The 21,168-nt window shown below is 65.6% G+C and carries 25 protein-coding genes; 14 read left to right on the plus strand and 11 right to left on the minus strand.

Annotated features, from left to right (window positions below):
- Nucleotides 1–19 precede the first annotated feature (19 nt).
- On the minus strand, nt 20–214 hold the full coding sequence (locus tag CH285_RS13470; protein WP_027496884.1) for a DUF7455 domain-containing protein: 195 nt from the start codon (nt 212–214) through the stop codon (nt 20–22).
- A gap of 233 nt (nt 215–447) precedes the next feature.
- Between CH285_RS13470 and CH285_RS13475 the strand changes: the two genes are divergently transcribed.
- The gene (locus tag CH285_RS13475) at nt 448–1,377 is read left to right on the plus strand and encodes an EamA family transporter (protein ID WP_094643153.1); all 930 of its coding nucleotides are present in this window, start codon (nt 448–450) and stop codon (nt 1,375–1,377) included.
- 71 nt (nt 1,378–1,448) lie between these two features.
- A complete protein-coding gene (locus CH285_RS13480; protein ID WP_027496886.1) occupies nt 1,449–1,808 on the plus strand; it encodes a DUF952 domain-containing protein in 360 nt (119 codons plus the stop codon).
- A 78-nt stretch (nt 1,809–1,886) separates the two neighbouring features.
- Here the strand turns inward: CH285_RS13480 and CH285_RS13485 are convergent, their stop codons facing one another.
- Nucleotides 1,887–3,215: an RNA polymerase sigma factor gene (locus tag CH285_RS13485; protein WP_032365052.1), complete on the minus strand. Its 1,329-nt coding sequence runs from the start codon at nt 3,213–3,215 to the stop codon at nt 1,887–1,889.
- 160 nt (nt 3,216–3,375) lie between these two features.
- A complete protein-coding gene (gene ppgK, locus CH285_RS13490) occupies nt 3,376–4,200 on the minus strand; it encodes a polyphosphate--glucose phosphotransferase (RefSeq protein WP_048318496.1) in 825 nt (274 codons plus the stop codon).
- A gap of 198 nt (nt 4,201–4,398) precedes the next feature.
- Here ppgK and CH285_RS13495 point away from each other — a divergent pair, with 198 nt between their 5' ends.
- Nucleotides 4,399–5,298 (plus strand): inositol monophosphatase family protein, encoded by a 900-nt coding sequence (locus tag CH285_RS13495; protein WP_370878780.1) that lies wholly within the window; start codon nt 4,399–4,401, stop codon nt 5,296–5,298.
- 48 nt (nt 5,299–5,346) lie between these two features.
- Here CH285_RS13495 and cei read toward each other — a convergent pair whose 3' ends face one another.
- A complete protein-coding gene (gene cei / locus CH285_RS13500) occupies nt 5,347–6,027 on the minus strand; it encodes an envelope integrity protein Cei (protein WP_027496890.1) in 681 nt (226 codons plus the stop codon).
- A gap of 545 nt (nt 6,028–6,572) precedes the next feature.
- Between cei and CH285_RS13505 the strand changes: the two genes are divergently transcribed.
- On the plus strand, nt 6,573–6,875 hold the full coding sequence (locus tag CH285_RS13505) for a DUF4193 domain-containing protein (RefSeq protein WP_027496891.1): 303 nt from the start codon (nt 6,573–6,575) through the stop codon (nt 6,873–6,875).
- Nucleotides 6,876–6,978: 103 nt separating this feature from the next.
- On the opposite strand, the gene CH285_RS13510 is transcribed toward CH285_RS13505, so the two are convergent.
- Nucleotides 6,979–7,473: a DUF3093 domain-containing protein gene (locus CH285_RS13510; protein WP_032365098.1), complete on the minus strand. Its 495-nt coding sequence runs from the start codon at nt 7,471–7,473 to the stop codon at nt 6,979–6,981.
- A 196-nt stretch (nt 7,474–7,669) separates the two neighbouring features.
- On the opposite strand from CH285_RS13510, the gene dut reads away from it, so the two are divergent.
- Nucleotides 7,670–8,137: a dUTP diphosphatase gene (gene dut / locus CH285_RS13515; protein ID WP_027496893.1), complete on the plus strand. Its 468-nt coding sequence runs from the start codon at nt 7,670–7,672 to the stop codon at nt 8,135–8,137.
- A gap of 78 nt (nt 8,138–8,215) precedes the next feature.
- Nucleotides 8,216–9,043: a DUF3710 domain-containing protein gene (locus tag CH285_RS13520; protein WP_032370445.1), complete on the plus strand. Its 828-nt coding sequence runs from the start codon at nt 8,216–8,218 to the stop codon at nt 9,041–9,043.
- A gap of 6 nt (nt 9,044–9,049) precedes the next feature.
- Here the strand turns inward: CH285_RS13520 and CH285_RS13525 are convergent, their stop codons facing one another.
- Complete coding sequence (locus CH285_RS13525) at nt 9,050–9,760, minus strand: alpha/beta fold hydrolase (protein WP_255032309.1); 711 nt, start codon at nt 9,758–9,760, stop codon at nt 9,050–9,052.
- 167 nt (nt 9,761–9,927) lie between these two features.
- Here CH285_RS13525 and CH285_RS13530 point away from each other — a divergent pair, with 167 nt between their 5' ends.
- Nucleotides 9,928–10,305, plus strand: a complete 378-nt coding sequence (locus tag CH285_RS13530) for an OB-fold nucleic acid binding domain-containing protein (RefSeq protein ID WP_027496896.1) — start codon at nt 9,928–9,930, stop codon at nt 10,303–10,305.
- Between the two features lie 28 nt (nt 10,306–10,333).
- Nucleotides 10,334–11,077, plus strand: a complete 744-nt coding sequence (locus tag CH285_RS13535; protein WP_371827921.1) for a DUF3159 domain-containing protein — start codon at nt 10,334–10,336, stop codon at nt 11,075–11,077.
- On the opposite strand, the gene CH285_RS13540 is transcribed toward CH285_RS13535, so the two are convergent.
- Together CH285_RS13540 and CH285_RS13545 are read right to left on the minus strand one after the other, a co-directional pair.
- Nucleotides 11,051–11,710: a potassium channel family protein gene (locus tag CH285_RS13540; RefSeq protein ID WP_032365054.1), complete on the minus strand. Its 660-nt coding sequence runs from the start codon at nt 11,708–11,710 to the stop codon at nt 11,051–11,053. The genes CH285_RS13535 and CH285_RS13540 overlap by 27 nt on opposite strands.
- 49 nt (nt 11,711–11,759) lie before the next feature.
- Nucleotides 11,760–12,425 carry a potassium channel family protein gene (locus CH285_RS13545; protein WP_027496899.1) on the minus strand — a complete coding sequence of 222 codons (666 nt, stop codon included), beginning with the start codon at nt 12,423–12,425 and terminating at the stop codon, nt 11,760–11,762.
- 180 nt (nt 12,426–12,605) lie between these two features.
- On the opposite strand from CH285_RS13545, the gene CH285_RS13550 reads away from it, so the two are divergent.
- Genes CH285_RS13550 through CH285_RS13560 form a run of 3 tightly spaced genes read left to right on the plus strand, consistent with a single transcriptional unit; the run spans nt 12,606 to nt 16,911 of the window.
- Nucleotides 12,606–14,603, plus strand: a complete 1,998-nt coding sequence (locus CH285_RS13550) for an APC family permease (protein ID WP_032372799.1) — start codon at nt 12,606–12,608, stop codon at nt 14,601–14,603.
- Nucleotides 14,600–15,871, plus strand: coding sequence for a class I SAM-dependent RNA methyltransferase (locus tag CH285_RS13555; protein WP_094643155.1), 1,272 nt, complete (start codon nt 14,600–14,602; stop codon nt 15,869–15,871). The genes CH285_RS13550 and CH285_RS13555 overlap by 4 nt, the downstream gene beginning before the upstream one ends.
- A 44-nt stretch (nt 15,872–15,915) precedes the next feature.
- On the plus strand, nt 15,916–16,911 hold the full coding sequence (locus tag CH285_RS13560) for an iron-siderophore ABC transporter substrate-binding protein (protein WP_052073644.1): 996 nt from the start codon (nt 15,916–15,918) through the stop codon (nt 16,909–16,911).
- On the opposite strand, the gene CH285_RS27525 is transcribed toward CH285_RS13560, so the two are convergent.
- Complete coding sequence (locus tag CH285_RS27525) at nt 16,863–17,060, minus strand: hypothetical protein (RefSeq protein WP_141215011.1); 198 nt, start codon at nt 17,058–17,060, stop codon at nt 16,863–16,865. The two genes, CH285_RS13560 and CH285_RS27525, sit on opposite strands and share 49 nt — an antisense overlap.
- Before the next feature lie 25 nt (nt 17,061–17,085).
- Here CH285_RS27525 and CH285_RS13565 point away from each other — a divergent pair, with 25 nt between their 5' ends.
- On the plus strand, nt 17,086–17,607 hold the full coding sequence (locus CH285_RS13565) for a CGNR zinc finger domain-containing protein (RefSeq protein WP_027496903.1): 522 nt from the start codon (nt 17,086–17,088) through the stop codon (nt 17,605–17,607).
- Nucleotides 17,608–17,629: 22 nt separating this feature from the next.
- Here CH285_RS13565 and CH285_RS13570 read toward each other — a convergent pair whose 3' ends face one another.
- Together CH285_RS13570 and CH285_RS13575 are read right to left on the minus strand one after the other, a co-directional pair.
- Nucleotides 17,630–18,469, minus strand: coding sequence for an ABC transporter permease (locus CH285_RS13570; protein WP_094643156.1), 840 nt, complete (start codon nt 18,467–18,469; stop codon nt 17,630–17,632).
- Nucleotides 18,466–19,479: a daunorubicin resistance protein DrrA family ABC transporter ATP-binding protein gene (locus tag CH285_RS13575; protein ID WP_045841783.1), complete on the minus strand. Its 1,014-nt coding sequence runs from the start codon at nt 19,477–19,479 to the stop codon at nt 18,466–18,468. The genes CH285_RS13570 and CH285_RS13575 overlap by 4 nt, the downstream gene beginning before the upstream one ends.
- A 163-nt stretch (nt 19,480–19,642) precedes the next feature.
- Here CH285_RS13575 and CH285_RS13580 point away from each other — a divergent pair, with 163 nt between their 5' ends.
- Nucleotides 19,643–20,398: a sigma-70 family RNA polymerase sigma factor gene (locus CH285_RS13580; protein ID WP_027496905.1), complete on the plus strand. Its 756-nt coding sequence runs from the start codon at nt 19,643–19,645 to the stop codon at nt 20,396–20,398.
- Nucleotides 20,395–21,153 carry an anti-sigma factor gene (locus tag CH285_RS13585; RefSeq protein ID WP_032382119.1) on the plus strand — a complete coding sequence of 253 codons (759 nt, stop codon included), beginning with the start codon at nt 20,395–20,397 and terminating at the stop codon, nt 21,151–21,153. Before CH285_RS13580 ends, CH285_RS13585 begins: the two co-directional genes overlap by 4 nt.
- Nucleotides 21,154–21,168: the final 15 nt, after the last annotated feature.

Below are 21,168 nucleotides of genomic sequence, written 5' to 3' on the forward strand. Positions count from 1 at the left end.
CCCCGACGAGTCGGTGGGGTTACACCGTGGAGTCCGATTCGGTCATCACCGTTGCGTTCACTTCACGCAAGCGGGCTTCGTGCTCGGTGGCGTGGTGACCGCAGAAGAGAAGCTCTCCACCGGTCGAGAGCACGACACGCGCGCGAGCCCCTGCACCGCACCGGTCGCACCGGTCCGCTGCTGTCAATTGTGGGCTGGTCAATGTTCCGGGCATGACTCCTCCGTACTGGCTTGCGGGTATGTCCCGTTCGCCTGGGGCCGGTCCGCCGCGTCGGTATGGCGCGGTTCGTTCACTCTGTCAGACGTATGGCGGTCACGCGTTGTTCCCGAGCGCGTTTCTTTGTGTTGTCACTAACACGAAACATGTCCTACGAGCAGGAACGCCGTGGATCCTGTTCGCTGACAGCTGATACGGAATGGGACGGGTGGCGGCAGTAGGGTCCCGGTGTGGCTTCGACTTCTTTCTCGCTGTCCGGCGCTTCGAGGCTGGGTATCCCGTCGCTGTTCGTGATCGGTGCCGTATGCATGTACGTCGGTGCGGCCATCGGAGTGTTCCTGTTCGACACGGTGAACCCGGCTGCGGTGGCCTGGCTGCGGGGCTTCGGTGCCGCTGTCGTCCTGATCGCCTGGCGCAGGCCGTGGCGTCGACGCGGCGGTGCCGGATCCGCATGGACGGTACGACGCGCGGTGACCGCTGCCGCGTTCGGAGCGGCCACCATCGGCATGAACGTGATGTTCTACGAGGCCATCGCTCGGCTGCCCCTGGGTGCGGCGGTCGCCATCGAGTTTCTGGGCCCGATCGTCGTCGCCGCAGCAGGATCTCGGAAGCTCACCGATGCACTCGCGGTCGTTCTGGTGGTCGCCGGCGTTGCTGCCATCGCGTCGGCTCAGTTCGAGGGCGGCGAGGTGGGATTGATCGGAATCGCGTTCGCGCTCGGTTCGGCGGCTCTGTGGGCGGCGTACATCGTGCTGGGCAAGTCCGTGGCCGACGCCGGGCAGGGGCTCGACGACATGGCCGCCGGTTTCGGAATCGCATCGGTGGTTCTCGCCGTGCCGCTGTTCGCACCGTTCGCATTCGCGCACACCGACGTTCTGAGCGACTGGCGCATCTGGGTTCTGGGCCTGGGCGTCGGATTGCTGTCGAGCGTCGTTCCGTACGTTCTCGACCAGTACGTCCTGGTCCGAGTGGGTCGGGCTCGCTTCGCGTTGCTGTTGGCGTTGCTGCCCGCGACCGCGACTGTCGTCGGTGCCGTGGTGCTGACCCAGGTGCCGACGCTGCTCGAGTCCCTGGGAATCCTTGCCGTCATCGCCGCAGTGGTGCTCGGCGGCCTGCCGGGCCGAACGCGCGGTGGGGCACCCACGCTGCCCCCGCCCTGACTTCCAGGACACGGCTCGGGGACGCGCGGGGTAAGGGACACGAGGCCCCGAGAACCCGGCACAATGGCGGTGTGACCGAACGAACCGACGTCCTCGTACATCTGTGCACCACGGAGGAGTGGTCGAGAATCCGGGGCGGTACCGAGTACACGCCGGAGTCGTTCGCCGAACTGGGTTTCGTTCACCTCTCCACGCCCGAGCAGGTGCATCTGCCCGCGAACCGGCTCTTCCCAGGACGCACCGATCTGGTGCTGCTGGCGCTGGACCCAGCGCGGTTGAGTGCGCCGGTGCAGTGGGAGCCGGGTGTGCCGTCCGACCCGCAGTCGATGCTGTTTCCGCACCTGTACGGACCGCTACCGCTCGTGGCCGTCACTGCCGCCGTCGAGTACCGACCGGGGCCAGCCGGGGATTTCGGGACGCCCGTGCTCTGACCGAAAGCCTGGCAGTCGCCAGCAACGAGAAGCGACCGCCGATCCGAAGATCGACGGTCGCTTGTCGTTCGAAGATTGTCAGTCCAGGTAGTCGCGCAGAACCTGGGACCGCGACGGGTGCCGCAGCTTCGACATCGTCTTGGACTCGATCTGACGAATTCGCTCGCGGGTGACTCCGTACACCTGCCCGATCTCGTCGAGGGTGCGGGGCTGTCCATCGGTGAGGCCGAAGCGCAGGCGGACCACGCCTGCTTCTCGCTCGGAGAGCGTCTCGAGCACCGACTGAAGCTGATCCTGCAGAAGCGTGAACGACACCGCGTCGACCGCGACGACAGCTTCGGAGTCCTCGATGAAGTCCCCGAGCTGGCTGTCACCCTCGTCACCGATGGTCTGGTCGAGGGAAATCGGCTCGCGAGCGTACTGCTGGATCTCCAGCACCTTCTCGGGCGTGATGTCCATCTCCTTGGCGAGTTCTTCGGGAGTGGGCTCGCGGCCCAGATCCTGCAGGAGCTCACGCTGGATGCGTCCGAGCTTGTTGATGACCTCGACCATGTGCACCGGGATACGAATGGTGCGGGCCTGGTCTGCCATGGCACGAGTGATGGCCTGGCGGATCCACCAGGTGGCATACGTCGAGAACTTGTAGCCCTTGGTGTAGTCGAACTTCTCGACTGCGCGAATCAGACCCAGGTTGCCCTCCTGGATGAGATCCAGGAACGCCATGCCGCGGCCCGTGTAGCGCTTGGCCAGCGATACGACGAGGCGGAGGTTTGCCTCGAGCAGGTGGTTCTTGGCGCGGTTGCCGTCACGGCAGATCCAGGTCATGTCACGCCGCTGGGCGACGGGGAGCTTCTCGCCCTTCTCCGCGGACTCGCGCATCTTCTCGACGGCGAACAGTCCTGCCTCGATCCGCTTGGCGAGCTCGACCTCTTCCTCGGCGTTGAGAAGGGCGACCTTGCCGATCTGCTTGAGGTACGCGCGGACCGAGTCCGCCGATGCGGTGAGCTCGGCGTCCTTGCGGGCCTGACGCAGCGCTTCGGATTCCTCTTCGTCCCAGACGAAGTCTCCCGACGCCTTGTCCTCGGCGGTCGGCTCGCTCGTTGCGTCCTCTTCGGTGTCGTCGCCTGCGGCGACGACCTCGACGACGTCGTTCGCTGCGGCGGCGAGATCACCTTCGGAGATGTCGATGTCTTCGATTCCCGGGGTGCTCTCGTCGACGTCATCGCCGGTGGCGGGAGCTGCTGTCTTCTTCGCTGCGGCCTTCTTGGCCGGTGCCTTCTTGGCGGCGGCGCGTTTGGCCGGTGCCTTCTTAGCCGGTGCCTTCGCGGCGGGTGCCTTGACAGCAGGTTCAGGTGTCGCAGTTCCAGGTTCGGAATCTACGGTCTGACGGATATCGGTGGCTGCCACGTACGCCCTTTCGTGACGAAGTCGTGCGGCGTCACGCCAGAGTTGTTTCCGGCGGAGAGGTCTTCGGATTCGGCCGGCTGCGTACCGGCACACACCATTGTAACGACCTCTCAGGAGTTTGTTACCTACCCTCGTCCTTCGCAGGTGGCGACACCGCGTGTCAGTGCGGAGATCCAGCCGATGTACCGGTCTCGGCAGACGCGACGGCACTGTCCGCAGCGAGGGCCGCTCCGACGATGCCCGCCGTGTTCAGCAGGGTCGCGGGGACCACCGGAGTTCGGTTGGTCAGGTGCGGAATCCACTTCTCGCTCTTGCGACTGATTCCGCCACCGGCAATGAACAGGTCGGGCCACAGCAGCGCCTCGAACGTCGCGAGCACGGTGGAGACCTCTTTTGCCCATTCCTTGTAGGACAGCCCCTTGTTCTCCTTCACCGAGGACGCCGCGCGATGCTCGGCTTCCTTGCCACCGATCTCCATGTGTCCGAACTCGGTGTTCGGCAGCAGAACTCCGTTGTGCAGAACGGCGGAACCGATCCCGGTGCCGAACGTGAGCAGAACGACGACCCCGTCCTTGCCCTTGCCGCCGCCGTACTTGTCCTCGGCGACCCCGGCGGCATCCGCGTCGTTGAGGACGGTGATGTTCTCGTTTCCGATGGCCTTCGCGAACAGTGCGCGCGCATCGGTGTCGATCCAGCTCTTGTCGATGTTGGCGGCCGAACGAGCCACACCGTTGGTGACCACCGCGGGCAGAGTGACGCCGATCGGTCCGGTCCACTCGAAATGAGCGACGATCTCGGCCACGGTCCGCGCGACGGCGTCGGGGGTCGAGGGCTGAGGCGTCTCGATCTTGTAGCGATCGCCCACGAGCTCACCGGTGTTCAGGTCGACGATGCCGCCCTTGATGCCGCTGCCACCGACGTCGACGCCGAACCCGTGACGCTCGGCCGTCGCCGCGGTGCTGTTGTCCGAACCTGGCTGTGTCATGTCGATGCCGCTCCTGGCCTGATCGAATTCGTGTGTGCCGTCGCTTCGGAACAATAGTGCCGTCCGTTCGTCGGCGTGACGCCGACGCTGTAGCGGACGGCCCGCCGAGTGCCGCGGTGGTGCCGCGCCGGCGAAGTGTGTTGCGATGTACGCGTGCCGAAACATGACGGAACGCAGACCCACACCGCCACTGAGCAATTGCCGCAGACGCCGGCAACCGTAGAACGGTCGGATACCGAACCGACGACACGTGATGTGGAGGCACTGCGCGGGGTCGCCGTTCGGGTTGCCACGGAGGCAGCCGAACACGTGCGAACGCGTCGTCCGCAGGTGTTCGGTGGCAGTCCCGCTGCGGAGGCAGCTGCCGTGCAGTCCAAGAGCACACCGACCGATCCGGTCACCGTCGTGGACACCGAAACCGAACGTGTTCTTCGCGAATTGTTGGCGCGGCTGCGTCCCACCGATTCCGTCCTCGGTGAGGAGGAAGGTGGCGGAGACGAATCCGTCGACGGAGTTAGGTGGGTGCTGGATCCGATCGACGGAACCGTCAATTTCATGTACGGCATTCCCGCGTACGCGGTCTCTGTCGCCGCGCAGATCGACGGAGAGAGCGTGGCAGGGGCCGTCGTCGACGTGGCCCGCGATGTGGTCTATTCGGCCGCGCAGGGGCATGGGGCGACGGCTCGGTACGCAGACGGTCGTATCGAACGGCTGCAGTGTTCGGGTGTGACCGAATTGTCGATGACGTTGTTGGCCACCGGATTCGGGTACGGATCACGACGCCGCGCGGCGCAGGGCGCGATCATCGCCGAACTGCTGCCGAAGGTGCGAGATATTCGCCGAATCGGTTCTGCAGCATTGGATCTGTGCATGGTCGCGTCCGGTGCCGTCGACGCACACTTCGAGCACGGGCTCAGCCCGTGGGACTGGGCGGCGGGGTCGCTGATCGCTGCCGAGGCCGGAGCCCTCGTCGATGTGCCCGCAGCGACGTCGACGAGTGCGGACGGAGTCGTCACCGTGGCGATGGCCCCGGGAATCGCCGAACCCCTGACTGCCGCCCTACGACTCGTCGGCGCACTCGATCCGATTCCGAGCTGACGGACTGGTCCGTCTCAGCAGTGCAACCGTCTCAGCAGCGCGATCGACTCAGCAACGAGACTGGCGCGCGGCGGCGAGCAGATCGGGGTCGAGGGGCTGCGGCGCGGCACCGGGGGCTGCGCCCGCCAGCGTGCGTAGCACTTCCTCTGCGTCGTCGTTCGGCTGAATCTCGCTGAAGTAGGTGCCGAGTGCCAGATCCACCGAGTCGTCGGTTCTCGAGTCCTCGATGAGTTCTGCACACGGTGCGAGGAGCCATACCGCGCTCGCGGCACCGATACCCGCGGATCCGAATCGGATCTGGCCTTGGCACTGCATGTTCTGGTCGACGTAGACGGGATCGTTGCCCACCTGCACGTCCGGAGCACTCGCGAAGCCGTAGTCACTGAGCTGAGCCGCCACGTGTGCAGCTTGGCCGCGTTCGCCGTTGGCGTTGAACACTCGTACCTTCGATGCCGACAGGGCGGCAGGCTCGACGTCGAGAAGTGTCGTCGGGTCGACTTCCTCGCCGAGGGCAACCGGCTGCGTTCCGTCGGTGGCAGCGGTCGTGGTCGGGGTGTTGCATTCGGCAGTGGCCGATGTCGTCTCGGTGGTGGTGAACACCTTGACCCACACGACCACGGCGAGCAGAGCGAGTACTGCGAACACGGCGATGATCGGAAGTGCGCGGCGTCGACGGAACGGACGGCCGCGGTCGTCGACCGGCTGGCCTTCGGTGATCAGAGAAACCACAGTGATTCTTCGCCTTTCCGTCGGCAGTCGCCGAGACCGGTACACGGAGTCGGTTCACACCGACGCGTGCCTACTGTAGATGCCCGCGGTCCTCGGCGACGGCACACTCGGCCGCGAGGTCGCCGAAAGCAGTGCACGCGACCCGTTTGCACCGCGAAAACCAGCAGCAGAACTGCTTCTGCGGACTGCGGAATGAAGCCGGTGATCTCGGTGTTGATGCGGCGTGCACGGAGGCAATGAAGTGATCGGCGATTCGGTTTCGGCTTTGGGGTCGGCGTCGGCTATTGTCTGGCGGCCGCAGTGCTTAAGAAACAGAAAGCTGCCGGTGAATCGTCGATCAGGTGAGCGAAATCTCGATCGAGTTTCAACCGGCGGAATTCGGGAACTACCCGGTGTAGTTTCCGGCACCGCGTGATGAACCTGTTCGATCGAGAATCAAATCGGTGGGAGCGAGCAAGCGCCCTCTTCACAGCCGACGGCCACAAGCCGACCACACCGGCAGCTTCCACCACACACACGTACGAAGATGAGGGGTTACGAGAACAATGGCAACCGATTACGACGCTCCGAGAAGAACAGAATCCGACGACGTCTCGGAGGACTCTCTCGAAGAACTGAAGGCTCGCCGCAACGAGGCGCAGTCCGCAGTCGTCGATGTGGACGAGTCAGACACCGCCGAGTCCTTCGAGCTCCCGGGTGCCGACCTGTCCGGCGAAGAGCTTTCGGTCCGGGTGGTTCCCAAGCAGGCGGACGAATTCACCTGTTCGAGCTGCTTCCTGGTGCACCACCGCAGTCGACTGGCCAGCGATGCCAACGGTGTCCTCATGTGCCGGGACTGCGCTGCCTGATCGACGGCAAGCCCTGATCGACGGCAAGCCCTGATCGAGGGCAGGCGATGCCCGGCCGAGCGGCCGGGCAGTGAGGTTTCGCAGCGAGAGCCCGACGGCTGGGTCAGCGGGCTTCCACGCCGTGGGCACTGAGCACGGCGAGTAGATCCTCCGGCCGCTTGGTGCTGATCAACCAGTAGGGCGTCGGGTCGTCCGGGTCGTCCAGTACGACGATCACCATCTGTTTCACCCAGGTGCGGTGCTGTACGAAGGCAAGCGGGTCCAGCTGCCTTCCCAGCGCCGCACTTTTTGCTGTCGCGGGCACCACGGCTGCCTTGGACGCGACATCGAGAGGCAGATGCGCTTTGCCGACCCGTAGCTCGAGGCCGGCGGACGACGACTCGGTCGAGTCCGAGCTCGGATCGGTGGCCACCACCTGCACACGTAACCTGCTGAACGCCACCAGAGCCCAGGCGACCAGGGGCAGGAGCAACACGTAGGGCAGCCAGGCGCGAACACCGGGGGCACCCATGTGTACCTCCGCTGCGAGTAGTACCGCCAGCGCTGCGCCGGCCACCCACCACCAGAGGGGTACCCACAGTCGTTCGGCGTAGAGCACCGACTCCGAGCCGGGGGAACCGGCACGCGAGGTGGGGTCGTCGGACTCGGGGTTCGCCCGATCGGCCTGTCGATCTGCAGTCACCCCACCCAGGGTAGTCGCCGCGCCGACGGCGAAGCAGATCAGCGTAGTCTCGTTCGACGTGAGTGACGAAGTCATCGAGTCCCGCAACACGCTTTCCGGCGACCAGCTCGAGGTGCCCCCGGACCGCCCCGGGGAGGTTCGACTTCGCCGGTTGGACCCAGATCTACCGGTTCCCACGCGTGCGCACGAGGGTGACGCGGGTGTGGATCTGCGGATCACCGCGCCAGTGACGATCGCTCCGGGCGAACGGGTTCTCGTGGGCACGGGGATTGCGGTGGCCCTGCCCCTCGGGATGGTGGGGCTGATCCACCCGCGCTCGGGCCTGGCGGCCAAATCGGGACTGTCGGTCGTCAACACCCCTGGCACCATCGACGCTGGATACCGCGGGGAGATCAAGGTCTGCTTGATCAACCACGATCTCCGGACGCCCATCGTGCTCGATCGCGGCGATCGAATCGCTCAGTTGGTGGTGCAGCGCGTCGAATTGGTCGAGTTCGTCGAAGTGGATCGACTCGACGACACCGTTCGAGGGGACGGCGGTCACGGTTCGACCGGCGGACATGCGAGTCTGGTGCAGTGACGTCCTACGTAGTGCGTCTGTCGCGACGGTCGTCGGTGTACAGCGAACTGAATGCAACCGAGAAGAAGAGAGCTGAACATGTTCGGACGGCGTAAGAAGAACGACGCCGGCAGTGCCTCCGCGTCCAGCGCGGAGCCATTCGTCGACGGCCGCGACGACGACAACGACGATGCGACCGCGGACACCACCGTCGAGGGGCCCCACGATCTCGGTGATCTGGACGAGGATCGCGAGAGCGTTGCGGCGAACCGGCTGGATCTCGGCTCGGTGTTGATCCCTCTCCCCGAGGGCGGGCAACTGCAGGTCGAGATGTCTCAGGCGGGCAGCCCGCAGGCAGTACACATCGTCACCCAGTTCGGGCGCATCACCATCGCCGCCTACGCTGCCCCGAAGTCTCCGGGGCAGTGGCGCGAGGTGGCGGCCGATCTGGCGACATCGCTCCGCAACGACAAGGCCGAGACGACCGTGGAGACCGGGCCGTGGGGCCGCGAGTTGGTCGGTGTCACCGCCAACGCCGATCTGCGCTTCATCGGTGTCGACGGGTATCGCTGGATGGTTCGATGCGTCCTCGCCGGGCCGTCGGGCGCGGTGGCGGAGGGGCAGCCCCTGGTCCAGCTCGCGCACTCGATTCTGCGACAGACCGTCGTCGACCGCGGCACCGATCCACACCCGGTGCGTACTCCGTTGCCGGTGGTTCTGCCGCAGGTGTTGGCCGAGCAACTGGCGGCTGCCGCGCAGCAGCAAGCAGCGCAGCAGGCCGCGCCGGCGCAGCCTGCTGCCCCTGACGCGAACACCGATGCGGCGCAGCAGCAGTCGATTCCGCAACCGGACGCCGAACAACCCGGTGCCGAGCGCGCTCCGCGCCGAGGGGCGTCCGGATCGGCGATTCAGCAACTGGGGGGCTGATCGGCGTCAGCCGTCGAGCGCCGCGGTCAGAGCGTCGACGGCTTCTCGGCCCAGGACCCCCGGGTCGAGTCCGATATCCGTCAATGTCACGGTCCGCAGTACGCCTCTCGGCAGGGCGCGAGCCCACTGCTCCGCCACCGCGATCGGATGCACCGGGTCGTCGATCGCGCCGACCACGACGGTCGGCGCGTCGATCCGCGCGAGACGGTCCAACTCCGGGCCTCGGTACGAGGCCGCCTCGTCCAGCGCGCGGGGGAGCGCCGGCCACTGCGACGCCCAGGATCGCGCCAGGGTGCGCGCGAGCCATTCTGGGCTCGACTCGGCCATGGTCGCCGTGACGCGGTCGAGCCCGTGTTCGCGAAGCGACCCAGCCGTGAACCGTGCACTCAGTGCAGCCGGTGAGCCGGTGGGATCGCCCGTCCACGCCGGCAGCGCCAGCGCCAACGCGACGACACTCGAGCGGTTGCGTTCGGCCCAGTGCGCCGCGACGGCTGCACCCAGCGAGATTCCGGCGACCACGACGGGACCGTGCGCGCGTACAGCGTCGTCGAGTGCACCGAGATAGCTCCCCACCACGCCGGTCGGGTCGGGTTCCACGGCGACAGTGGTCAATCCCACAACGTCGAACGCCTGCCCGAATGCCTCCTGCGCGAACTGCGCGTCCGATCCCGTCCCCGGTAGAACGATCGCGGTGGAGGTCTCGAATCGGGTGTGCACGAGACGATTGTGCACGCCCCCGTTCGACGGCGTGGCGGTGGTTGGTCAGCGCGCCGGATCGGGTCTACAGTGGCGAAGTACCAGCTATGACGAGGGAAACTCCCAGGTCGCCGCAACTGCTCCCAGGAGTGGAGCTGCGAGACGACCCCCACCCGCAGGAGCGCACAATGGCACCCGCTGCCGCAGGATACTTTCGCCGTTTGACGCGAAAGTTGACCGAGGACATCGATCAGCTCGACGCCGAGGAGATGGCCGAATCCTCCGAAGCGTCCGGAGCTCGACGCGCCTGCGATTGCTCGCGTGGCGAAGAGGTCACGATGTTGGGTCGTCTACGCAGCGTCGAAGCGTGTTCCAAGGCCGCGAACGCCAACATCGAAGCGGAGTTCTTCGACGGCACCGACACGGTGACTCTCCTGTGGATCGGCCGGCGCAAGATTGCCGGAATCGAGCCGGGCAAGACGGTTCTGGTGCGTGGCCGGGTCGGCGAACGCGATGGGCGCAAGATCGTCTACAACCCGTACTACGAACTGCGCGACGACAACTGATCGTCCCCGGTATGGCACTCTCGTTCTCGTGACGAACAGCGACGATGCAGTGCCGCACCCGAGAACGTCGGACACGCCGGAACCGGTACCCGACACGTCGACGCCGGACGCCGTGAAGACCGCCGCCCCCACCGTGCTCGAGCAGCTCGGCGGTGTGAGCGGATTGGTGTATTCCACGCTGCCCGTGGTCGTCTTCGTCCCGTTCAACAGCTACTTCGGCCTGTCGGTCGCTCTGTGGGCGGCGTTGGGTGTCGCCGCGGCCGTTCTGGTGTGGCGGCTGGTACGCCGCAGCCCGATACAACCGGCCATCTCCGGATTCTTCGGCGTCGGCATCTGCGCATTCATCGCGTACCGCACCGGGGACGCCAAGGGCTACTTCCTGTTCGGCATCTATACATCACTCGTCTACGGCGGGGCGTTCGTGCTGTCGGTACTCGCCCGGTGGCCGCTCGTCGGCGTCATCTGGGGTTACCTCAACGGCAAGGGAACGTCGTGGCGTCGGGAGCGGTCTGCGGTTCGCTACTACGACGTGGCCACTATCGCCTGGGCGTCGGTGTTCGCTGCGCGCTACATCGTTCAGTCCCAGCTCTACGACTCGGACCAGACCGGCTGGCTCGCGGTGGCACGGATCGGGATGGGGTGGCCCCTGACCGGCGTAGCCCTACTGGTGACTCTGTGGGCGGTGCGTCAGGCAGATCGAGCGCTGGACCTCGCATCGAACGACGAACAGGCCGACGAGCTGCCGTCAGGTCAGACCGACCGCAGCACGTAGTTCGTCCTCCACCTCTTTCGCCGCGACGAAGAGCAACTCGTCACCGCCTTCGAGTGGATCGTCGTGCTGCGGAACGATGACACGGCCACCGCGAAGAATCGTCACCAGTGCTGCGTCCCGCGGTAGCTGGAGCTTGCGTACCGGCTTGCCCGCCAGGGGCGTGTTCTCGGGCAGAGTGATCTCCACGAGATTTGCCTGCCCTTTGCGGAATGTCATCAGGTGGACCAGATCGCCTACCGATACGGCCTCCTCCACCAGTGACGCCAGCATGCGCGGGGTCGAGACTGCGACATCGACACCCCAGGCCGCGTCGAAGAGCCATTCGTTTCTGGGGTCGTTGACCCGGGCCACCACGCGGTTCACGCCGAACTCGGTTTTGGCCAGCAAGCTGAGCACCAGGTTCGCCTTGTCGTCGCCGGTAGCGGCGATCACTACGTCGTAGTTCTCGAGATGGGCGGCCTCGAGCAGACTCAACTCGCAGGCGTCCGCGAGCACCCATTCGGCCTCGGGTACCGCGGCCTGATCGACGTGGTCGAGTTTGCGTTCGAGGAGCATCACCTCGTGCTCGCTTCGGATCAATTCGCGTGCAATGGATCTGCCGACTGCGCCGGCACCGGCGATGGCGACTTTCATGGCTTCCCGTTCGGGTCGATGGGGGAGGAGAACAACGTACGGGCGAGCATCAGTCGTCCGACGGCGGCGGATTGCCGGCCAATGCGATGGCCTCGGCGACGGTCCCGGAGACGGCAGCGACGTACACCTCGTCGCCTGCCTGGATCACGGTGCGCTTGTCGGGCAGCAGTCCGGTGCCGAAACGGATGACGAACGCGGCCCGCGACCGGGTCGCATCCTCGAGTACCGACAATTTCTTGCCGATCCACGCATCGTGGAAGTCGAGCAGCACCACCGCGACGCTCCCGGACGGATCTCGCCACTTGGTGGTGGGGTCGTCCCGCAGAAGATTGTGCAGAAACCGGTCGGTCGCCCACGGCACTGTGGCCACGGTCGGAATACCGAGGCGCTCGTACACGGCGGCGCGTTTGGCGTCGTAGATCCTGGCGACGACCTTCTCGACGCCGAACGTCTCGCGCGCGACGCGCGCGGAGATGATGTTGGAATTGTCACCGGAGGATACGGCTGCGAATGCCTCCGCCTTCTCGATTCCGGCGCGCACCAACACATCTCGGTCGAATCCCATACCGACTACTCGATGCCCGCCGAAGTCGGGGTCGAGGCGCAGAAACGCGGTTTCGTCGCGGTCGATGATCGCCACCTCGTGCCCGATGCGCTCGAGCGCTCCGGCCAGCGATGCGCCGACACGGCCACACCCCATCACAACTACGTACAACGCCCAGCTCCGTCCCGATCTCGATTGCCGACCAACACTGCCGACGACATTGCCACCGTGTGCATGCGAGCACCAACGTATCGGGGATTCGTCACCGGCTCGACCGTGGGTGGGCATCGGATGGAAGTCAAAGGGCGCGTGGTTGCGCCGCCGGCGACCCGACGGCCTACGCTTCTGATCGTGTCCAAGGTCTCGACTGCCGCAAAGCGGCTGGTTCTCGGTAAGCCGTTCCGCAGCGACAAGCTCGGTCATACCTTGCTACCCAAGCGAATCGCGCTACCGGTGTTCGCCTCGGACGCCATGTCCTCGGTTGCGTACGCACCCGAAGAGATCTTCCTGGTGTTGTCCGTGGCCGGGATATCGGCGCTCACGTTCACTCCGTGGATCGGTCTCGCGGTCTGTGTCGTGATGGCGGTGGTGGTCGCCAGCTACCGGCAGAACGTGCACGCCTACCCGTCCGGCGGTGGTGATTACGAGGTCGCGACCACCAACCTCGGTCCTGCGGCGGGTCTGACCGTGGGTAGTGCATTGTTGGTGGACTACGTGCTGACCGTGGCGGTCTCCATTTCGGCGGCCGCGTCGAACATCGGTTCGGCCGTGCCCTTCGTCGCGCAGCACAAGGTGCTGTTCGCGGTGGTGGCCATCGTGTTCATCACGTCGATCAACCTGCGCGGTATCCGCGAGTCGGGTGCCGCGTTCGCCATTCCCACATACGCCTTCATGGGCGGCATGTTCCTGATGTTGGGCTACGGGTTGTTCCGGGTCTACGTGCTCGGAGACGACATTCACGCCGAGTCGGCGACGTTCGATCTGAAAGCCGAGGACTCGCATCTGTACGGGATCGCGTTCGCGTTCCTCGTCGCGCGGGCGTTCTCGTCGGGTTGCGCGGCGCTGACCGGAGTCGAGGCCATCAGTAACGGGGTGCCTGCCTTCGAGAAGCCCAAGTCCCGTAACGCGGCAACCACGCTGTTGCTGCTCGGCGGTATCGGCATCACGTTGTTGATGGGCATCATCGTGCTGGCGCAAAAGATCGGCATCAAGTACGCGATGGACCCGGAGGCGCAGCTGATCGGGGCACCGGATGGCTACCACCAGAAGACGTTGATCGCGCAGTTGGCGGAGGCGGTGTTCAGCGGGTTCCCCGTTGGGTTCTTCTTCATCACCGCCGTGACGGCGTTGATCCTGGTACTCGCCGCGAACACGGCATTCAACGGCTTCCCCGTGCTGGGCTCGGTGCTCGCTCAGGACCGGTATCTACCCCGACAGTTGCACACGCGCGGCGATCGCCTTGCCTTCAGTAACGGCATCCTGTTCCTGTCCGGTGCAGCCATCGTGTTCGTCGTGGTGTTCGGAGCAGAGGTCACCAAGCTCATCCAGCTCTACATCGTGGGTGTGTTCGTCTCGTTCACCCTGAGCCAGACCGGCATGATCCGGCACTGGACCCGCCTGCTCCGAACCGAGACCGATGGCGAGCAGCGCGGCAGGATGCAGCGCTCGCGGGTGGTCAACAGCGTCGGTCTGGCCATGACGGCGACCGTTCTCGTGATCGTGTTGATCACCAAGTTCGCTGCCGGAGCCTGGATCGCGATCGTGGCGATGGTGGCCATCTTCATCCTGATGCGGATGATCAGAAAGCACTACGACACCGTGGCGCGCGAGCTCGAGAACGAGGTGTGGGACGGCGTACTACCCAGCCGCACGCACTCGATCGTGCTGGTGTCCAAGCTGCACATGCCGACCCTGCGGGCTCTCGCCTACGCACGCGCGACCAGGCCCGACACTCTCGAAGCCGTCACCGTCAACGTCGACGAGGTGGACACCCGAGCATTGGTACGTGAATGGGAGGCCAGTGACGTCTCGGTACCCCTGAAGGTAGTCGAATCGCCCTACCGCGAAGTCACCAAGCCGGTTCTGGACTACGTCAAACGAGTTCGACGCGACTCACCACGTGATGTGGTGACCGTCTTCATCCCCGAGTACGTCGTCGGTCACTGGTGGGAGCAGGTCCTGCACAACCAGAGTGCGCTGAGATTGAAGTCCCGACTGCTGTTTCAACCCGGCGTGATGGTCACCAGCGTTCCGTGGCAGCTGCGCTCGTCGGAGAAGGCCAGGCGCGAGGTGCTCGGAAATGCGCCGGGTGCATCGCGTCGCGGCTACGAACCGCCGGCGGGCAAATGACCGAGAACTGGTTCGGGCTGGTGCTCGACGTCGAACTGGGTGCTCCCGGACACGGTGGGTTCTGCGTGGCCCGTCACGAAGGTCGGGTGGTGTTCGTCCGCCACGGGCTACCGGGGGAACGCGTCATGGCCAAGGTGACCGAGGATCGCGGTGGGTCGTTCTGCCGCGCCGACGCGATCGAGATCCTCACCGCGTCGCCGGACCGCATCGACGCTCGCTGCCCCATCTCCGGCCCCGGTGGTTCGGGATGCTGCGACTATTCTCACGCGATCCCCGAAGCCGGTCGTCGACTCAAGTCCTCCGTCGTCGCCGAACAGCTGCGCCGCGTCGCGGGCATCGAGAGGGACGTTCCGGTCGAGGAGTTGCCGGGCACCGGCGACGGCACCGGATGGCGGACCCGCGTTCGGCTGGCAGTGGATTCGGGTGGACGGCCCGGCTACCACCGCTATCGAAGCAGTTCGATCGTCACGGAGTTGTCGTGCCCGCAAATGGATCCAGTTGCGTTCGACGGATTGTCGGACCGTGAGTGGCGCGCAGGTGCCGAATTGCAGGTGGTCCTCGACGGTATGGGTGAACGCCATGTGGTGGAGGTGGCACCGGCCCAGTTGACGCGAACCGGACGCCGGTCTCCGGGCCGCCGCGGTGCGTCGGCGCGTCGAGCAGCGTCGTCCCGGGCCAGGCCGGAAAAGGCTGTCATCGGGTCGGGTCGCGTCACCGAATTCGTCTCGGCGCGGCCGTGGACACTCGATGCCACCGGCTTCTGGCAGGCGCACAAGGGAGCGGCCCAGGTGTACACCGACGTCGTGCGCGACTGGGCGGACGCCGATCCGGGTGACGGCGCATGGGATCTCTACGGCGGTGTCGGCGTGTTCGCGGCGGCTCTCGCCGAGCGGGTGGGATCGAGCGGACGAGTCACCAGCGTCGAGTTCTCGCGCCGGGCCGCCGAGGACGGGCGTTCGGCGCTGCACGACCTTGCTCAGGTCTCGTTCGCGCCGGGCCGGGTCGAGCGATCGATGGATTCATTGCCGGAATCGGTGGCGGTGGCGGTACTCGATCCGCCGCGAGCCGGTGCCGGACGCGACGTCATCGAAGGTCTCGCGACGCGGTCTCCCCGCACGATCGTCCATATCGGCTGCGATCCGGCATCGTTCGCGCGGGACGCGAGCCTCTACCGGGCAGCCGGTTACGAGCTGACGGACGTGCGCGCGTTCGACGCATTTCCTCTGACCAGCCACGTCGAATGTATCGGCCGCTTCGTCCGTAAATAGGGTTGCCTCACCAATCTTGGCGAGTCTGACGTACCGTTTCTCGGGTGAGAATTCGTCGCACCGTCGGTGCTGTGTCGGTCGCCCTGCTGTTCCTGACCGCCGTCGTCTCGTGTGGGTCGGGCGGGGACGACGGACCCGGATCGGAGGCACCGTCCGACGGAACGGCGGCTGCGTTCCCCGTCACGATCGATACCGAGTTCGGCGGCGTGACCGTCGACAGTGCCCCGCAGCGCGTCGTCGCGCTCGGCTGGGGCGACGCGGAAACCGCACTCGCGCTCGGTGTCTCACCGGTCGGTGCGAGCGACTGGCTCGCCTTCGGCGGCGACGGCGTCGGTCCGTGGGCGGCCGGGCTCTACGACGCACCACCGCAGATCATCGGGACGCAGGAGCCGTCGTTCGAGCAGGTCGCGGCGCTCGAGCCGGATCTGATCCTCGACACCAAGAGCTCCGGTGACGCCGATCGGTACGCCACGCTGTCCGCCATTGCTCCGACGGTGGGTATACCGGCGGGGGCGGACAACTACCTGACAACGCTCGAGCAGCAGGTCACGATGGTGGCCACGGCACTCGGCAAGCAGTCCGAAGGGGACGCGCTGCTCGCAGGAATCGCCGACCGTTTCGATGCAGCGGCCGCTGCCCATCCGGAATTCGCCGGCAAGACAGCGGTGGTCGGGGCCTACAGCGGCACCGGATACGGCGCATACATCTCGTCGAACAGTCGACTCGAGTTCATGAAGAAGCTCGGCTTCGTCACCAGCCCGGCCATCGATTCTCTTCCGCCGCGCGGCTTCTCGGTTCCGATTTCCGGGGAGGAGCTCGACCTGCTCGACGCCGACGTACTGATCGTCTTCCCCATCCAGAAGGCGCCGTCCGAGGTGACCGACAATCCGCTGTTCCAACGGATTCCGGCTGTCGCGGACGGCCGCTACGTCGTGTTCGACGACCCGGAAGTCGCGAAGTCCTACGCCACCAACTCGGCGCTGTCCATCGGCTATGCACTCGACACGGTGGTGCCTGCGGTGGCGAACGTGCTGGGGTGATCCATTTCGGCAACCGGGGCGAACGTCTGCGCGGGTACCGAGACGATGCGTTGAGCTCCGCAGTGGCAGCCCTGGTAGCCGACGAGGCCTTCGCTGGTGTCGTGCAGCGAGCGGGTGGTCCAGGAGTGTTTGCTGTGTTCGATGTCCATGCATCCACTGTGATGTAATGGTCTTGTGCACATCAACCCTTACGGGGAATATGCCGTGAAACTGGGCATCGACCTCCTCAACCGGCCACCCACGTCGCCGAGCGAATTGGGGGCCCGCTGCATCGACGCCGGCCTCGTTCCCGACTGGACTGCCACCGACGCCGATCTCGCGGACACACTCGAGTTCCTCCGCGAGTGGGCTCGCGTGGTGGATGCAGAGACAGCCGAGGAGCGGGCCGAGGCCCTGAACGCCCTCCTTGCACAGGCATCCGCGTACCCACGGTTGACCAACCATGCCGACGACGGCTGGCACATGCACTATCGCGATCCCAACATCGCGTTGGGTGGCGTCATCAGGGCACTGGTCGGTGTCGGTACCGCGCTGCACTTGACCGGTCGCGGAATGGACAGACTCCATCGGTGCGCCGCAGCCGACTGCACGACCGCCTTCGCCGACACCTCACGCACCGGACGGCAGCGGTACTGCGGAACCGTGTGCTCGAACCGGGACGCAGTCCGCCGACACCGAGCCCGCGCCGCATCCTGACGCTTGCACCGGGAGGCGCGGATCAGGACTTGCGGTTGTACAGCCGCATCGTGATCGGTCCGAAGATCGCCAGCATTGCCGCCGACAGCACCAGAGTCACTCCGAGTTGGCCGGTGTCGACATCGCCCTGCATCAGGCCTCGAAGTGACGTCACCAGAAAGCTGACCGGGTTGACGTCGACGAACGCACGAAGCCACCCCGGCATCGTGTTGGGGTCGACGAAGATGTTGCTCGCGAACGTCAGCGGAAACAGGATGAACATCGACATCCCCATCACGGCTGCCTCGGTGCGCACGATCATGGCGATCATCGTCCAGATCCAGGACAGGCAGAACGAGAACACGAGCAACAGCACTATCGATGCGATCACACCGAGCAGCCCGCCTTGCGGCCGGAAACCGAGAATCAGCCCCAAGATCAGTACGATCACCGACGCCAACGTGTAGCGCACGACGTCACCCAGCAACGCACCGACCAGCGGCGACGGACGCCAGATCGGCAACGATCGGAACCGGTCGAACACACCCTTCTCGATGTCCTTGTTCATCGTCACGCCGGTGTACATCGTGATCATCACCACGGTCTGCACCAGGATGCCCGGCAGCAGAAACTGGATGTACGCGTCGGTCGAACCGGCCAGAGCGCCACCGAACAGGTACGTGAACAACAGCGTGAACATGATCGGAAACGCCGTCACGTCGAACAACTGCTCCGGTACGTGCTTGATCTTCAGCAACGCCCGCCAGCCGAAACTCAGCGAGGTCGACAGCGACGACGGACGCTCCGGCCTCGGACCTGCGGCTGAGAGAACATCGATGATCGTCGACGCCTGTGGGGCGGATCGTTGGGCCTCGGTGTTCATGACGCGATCTCCCCGTTGTCGATTTCAGCTTTTTTCGCACCCACCGGCTCCACTCCCGCTCCCGCGTCGTGCCCGGTCAGCGCCAGGAACACCTCGTCCAGACTAGGCTGACCGAGGGTGAAGGACGCGATGGCGATTCCGGCGGATTCGAGAGCAGGAAGGATCGGTGCCGCCTGCGCCGGATTGTCCAGTCGTGCGGACACGGTGAACGGGTCGGCGTCCTCGGTCACGGTGCTGCCGACCAGATCTCGAACGATTCTCGCCGCGGCATTCCGGTGCCCGGCATCGAGCACGCGCAGGTGCAGTGAGTTCGATCCCACCGATGCCTTCAGCTCGCCCGTCGTGCCCTCGGCGATGACTTTGCCGTGGTCGATCACCGCCACGCGCCCGGCCAGGTGGTCGGCCTCGTCGAGATACTGCGTCGTCAGCAGTACCGTCGTGCCGCCTGCCACCAGTGCACGGACGATCTCCCAGACGTGATTGCGACTGCGGGGGTCCAGGCCGGTGGTGGGTTCGTCGAGAAAGATCAGCTCGGGGGTGACGATGATGCTCGCCGCGATGTCGATGCGCCTGCGCATGCCACCGGAGTAGGTCTTGACCTGTCGCGGTCCGGCGTCGGCGATGTCGAATGCTGTCAACAGTTGATCAGCGCGCGCTCGGGCGGCCGGACGTGAGTAGCCGAGCAGCCGCGCCAGCAGAACGAGATTCTCGGTGCCGGTCAGATCCTCGTCGAGCGAGGCGAATTGACCCGTGAGAGAGACTTTTCGGCGAACGGCCTCCGGCTCGGTTGCCACGTCGTGTCCCAGGACTCGTGCGCTGCCGCCGTCTATCGGAAGAAGTGTCGCCAGCATCCGGATGGTCGTGGTTTTCCCGGCCCCGTTGGGTCCGAGTACGCCGTACACCCCGCCGGACGGGATCGACAGATCCACGCCGTCGACTGCGGCGGTGGTGCCGAAATGTTTGACGAGCCCGTGGGTTTCGATGGCCGTCATGCGTGTCCGTCCCTCCATCGAGCTGTCCGCCCGATTGCCCGCGTTTGTCGATTCTCGCACCCAGGATGAAGCCCGGTCCAATTCTGCGCAAACGAATTTCGGTCGCGGACCATCCCTCGGGGTGTTTGTTCCGAATATGTACTGCGGCGGGAAAACGCGGAGGTTTCGATATGAGGGCTACATGACCACTAGTGTCATGATCGATGAACTCGATCATGAACCCGTCTGCTGGGACGACAGTCCGATGAGCGTGCCGTTCTCCGACGCTTCCGGATCTGCGGGCACCGGCCGTGACCGAACGCCGCCCGAGTCCGAGGACAGCACCTCGGTCGAGGATGCGGTGTGCGCAGTACCGAGCCCCCAGCTGAAGAATCTGCGTGCCGAGGAGACGGACCGTCTCCGTCGCCTGATGGCCGCCGTTGCCCAGGGCGACCGGTCGGCCTTCGCCGAGCTGTACGACGCCACGTCCTCCCGTGTGTACGGGATGGTGGTGCGCGTGCTTCGCGATCCGGGGTACAGCGAGGAGACCGCGCAGGAGGTGTTCCTCCAGATCTGGCGTGCGGCACCGAATTACGATCCGAGCCAGGGGAGTCCGCTGGCGTGGATCATGACGCTGGCACATCGCCGGGCGGTCGATCGGGTACGTAGCGAACAGTCGGGTACCGACCGCGAGGCGGCGTACGGTGCCGTGAGTCACACACCCGAGCACGATGAGGTACTCGAGACGGTGACCCAGCGGCTCGAATCGGAGGCGGTCGTGGCCTGTCTCGACACTCTGACCGATACGCAGAGCGAGTCGGTACGAATGGCTTATTACAGCGGGTACACCTATCGCGAGGTTGCCGAACGGCTCGGGGTGGCCGTGCCGACGATCAAATCGCGCATACGAGATGGATTGATCAAGTTGAAGACATGCCTGGGGGTGATCCCGCAATGAGTGAAGCGTCACGGCAACGACTGCTGGACGAAGCGGAGGTCTATGCCCTCCACGCGATGAGCGAGTCCGAGCGGCGCGCCATCGAATCCGAGCGAATCCGCGTCGACGAGACGACCCGGGCACAATTCGACATCCTCGTGGGTGAGATTCACGAAACGCTGGCGTTGGCTGCGGCGGCAGACGCGACTCCCGCACCCGAACGCGTGCGGGAGGCCGTGCTCGCGCGTGTCGCCGCGAGCGATCAGGAGCCGACGGTCCGAGAACTTCCGCCGAACGTCACTCCGCTGCACCGGCACCGACGTGAGCGCTCCAAGACGTGGCGATACTCGATGGTGTCCGCGGCTGCCGCGATCGTCGTCGCAGTCGGTGGTGTCGTCGTCGTCACGCAGACCATGGGCTCGGACCCGCAGCCTTCCCAGGCCGAGCAGATCGTCGCAGCGCCCGACGCTCGTGAGGCGTCCGCGGAGTTCCCGGGTGGCGGCACTGCAAAGGTGTCGTACTCGCTGAGCCGAGATGCGGTCGTGGTGACTCTGAACGGTGTCCCGGAGCCGCCCTCGGGCCGGGTCTACCAGATGTGGTTCGTCGACGGTGCGCCGCGCTCCGCCGGCGTTGTCACCGAGGATCAGCTCACGTCGAGCGACGGCACCGTGGTGGACGGCATGGGAGCGTCGACCAACTTCGCGTTCTCGCTCGAGCCTGCCGGCGGCTCGGCGCAGCCCACCGAGGTCCTCACGATGATCACGCTCGACGCCTGATCAGGGGCCAAGCAC

Source organism: Rhodococcus sp. 05-2256-B1, assembly GCF_002258465.1.
In the GTDB taxonomy this organism is placed as follows: Bacteria; Actinomycetota; Actinomycetes; order Mycobacteriales; family Mycobacteriaceae; genus Rhodococcoides; species Rhodococcoides fascians.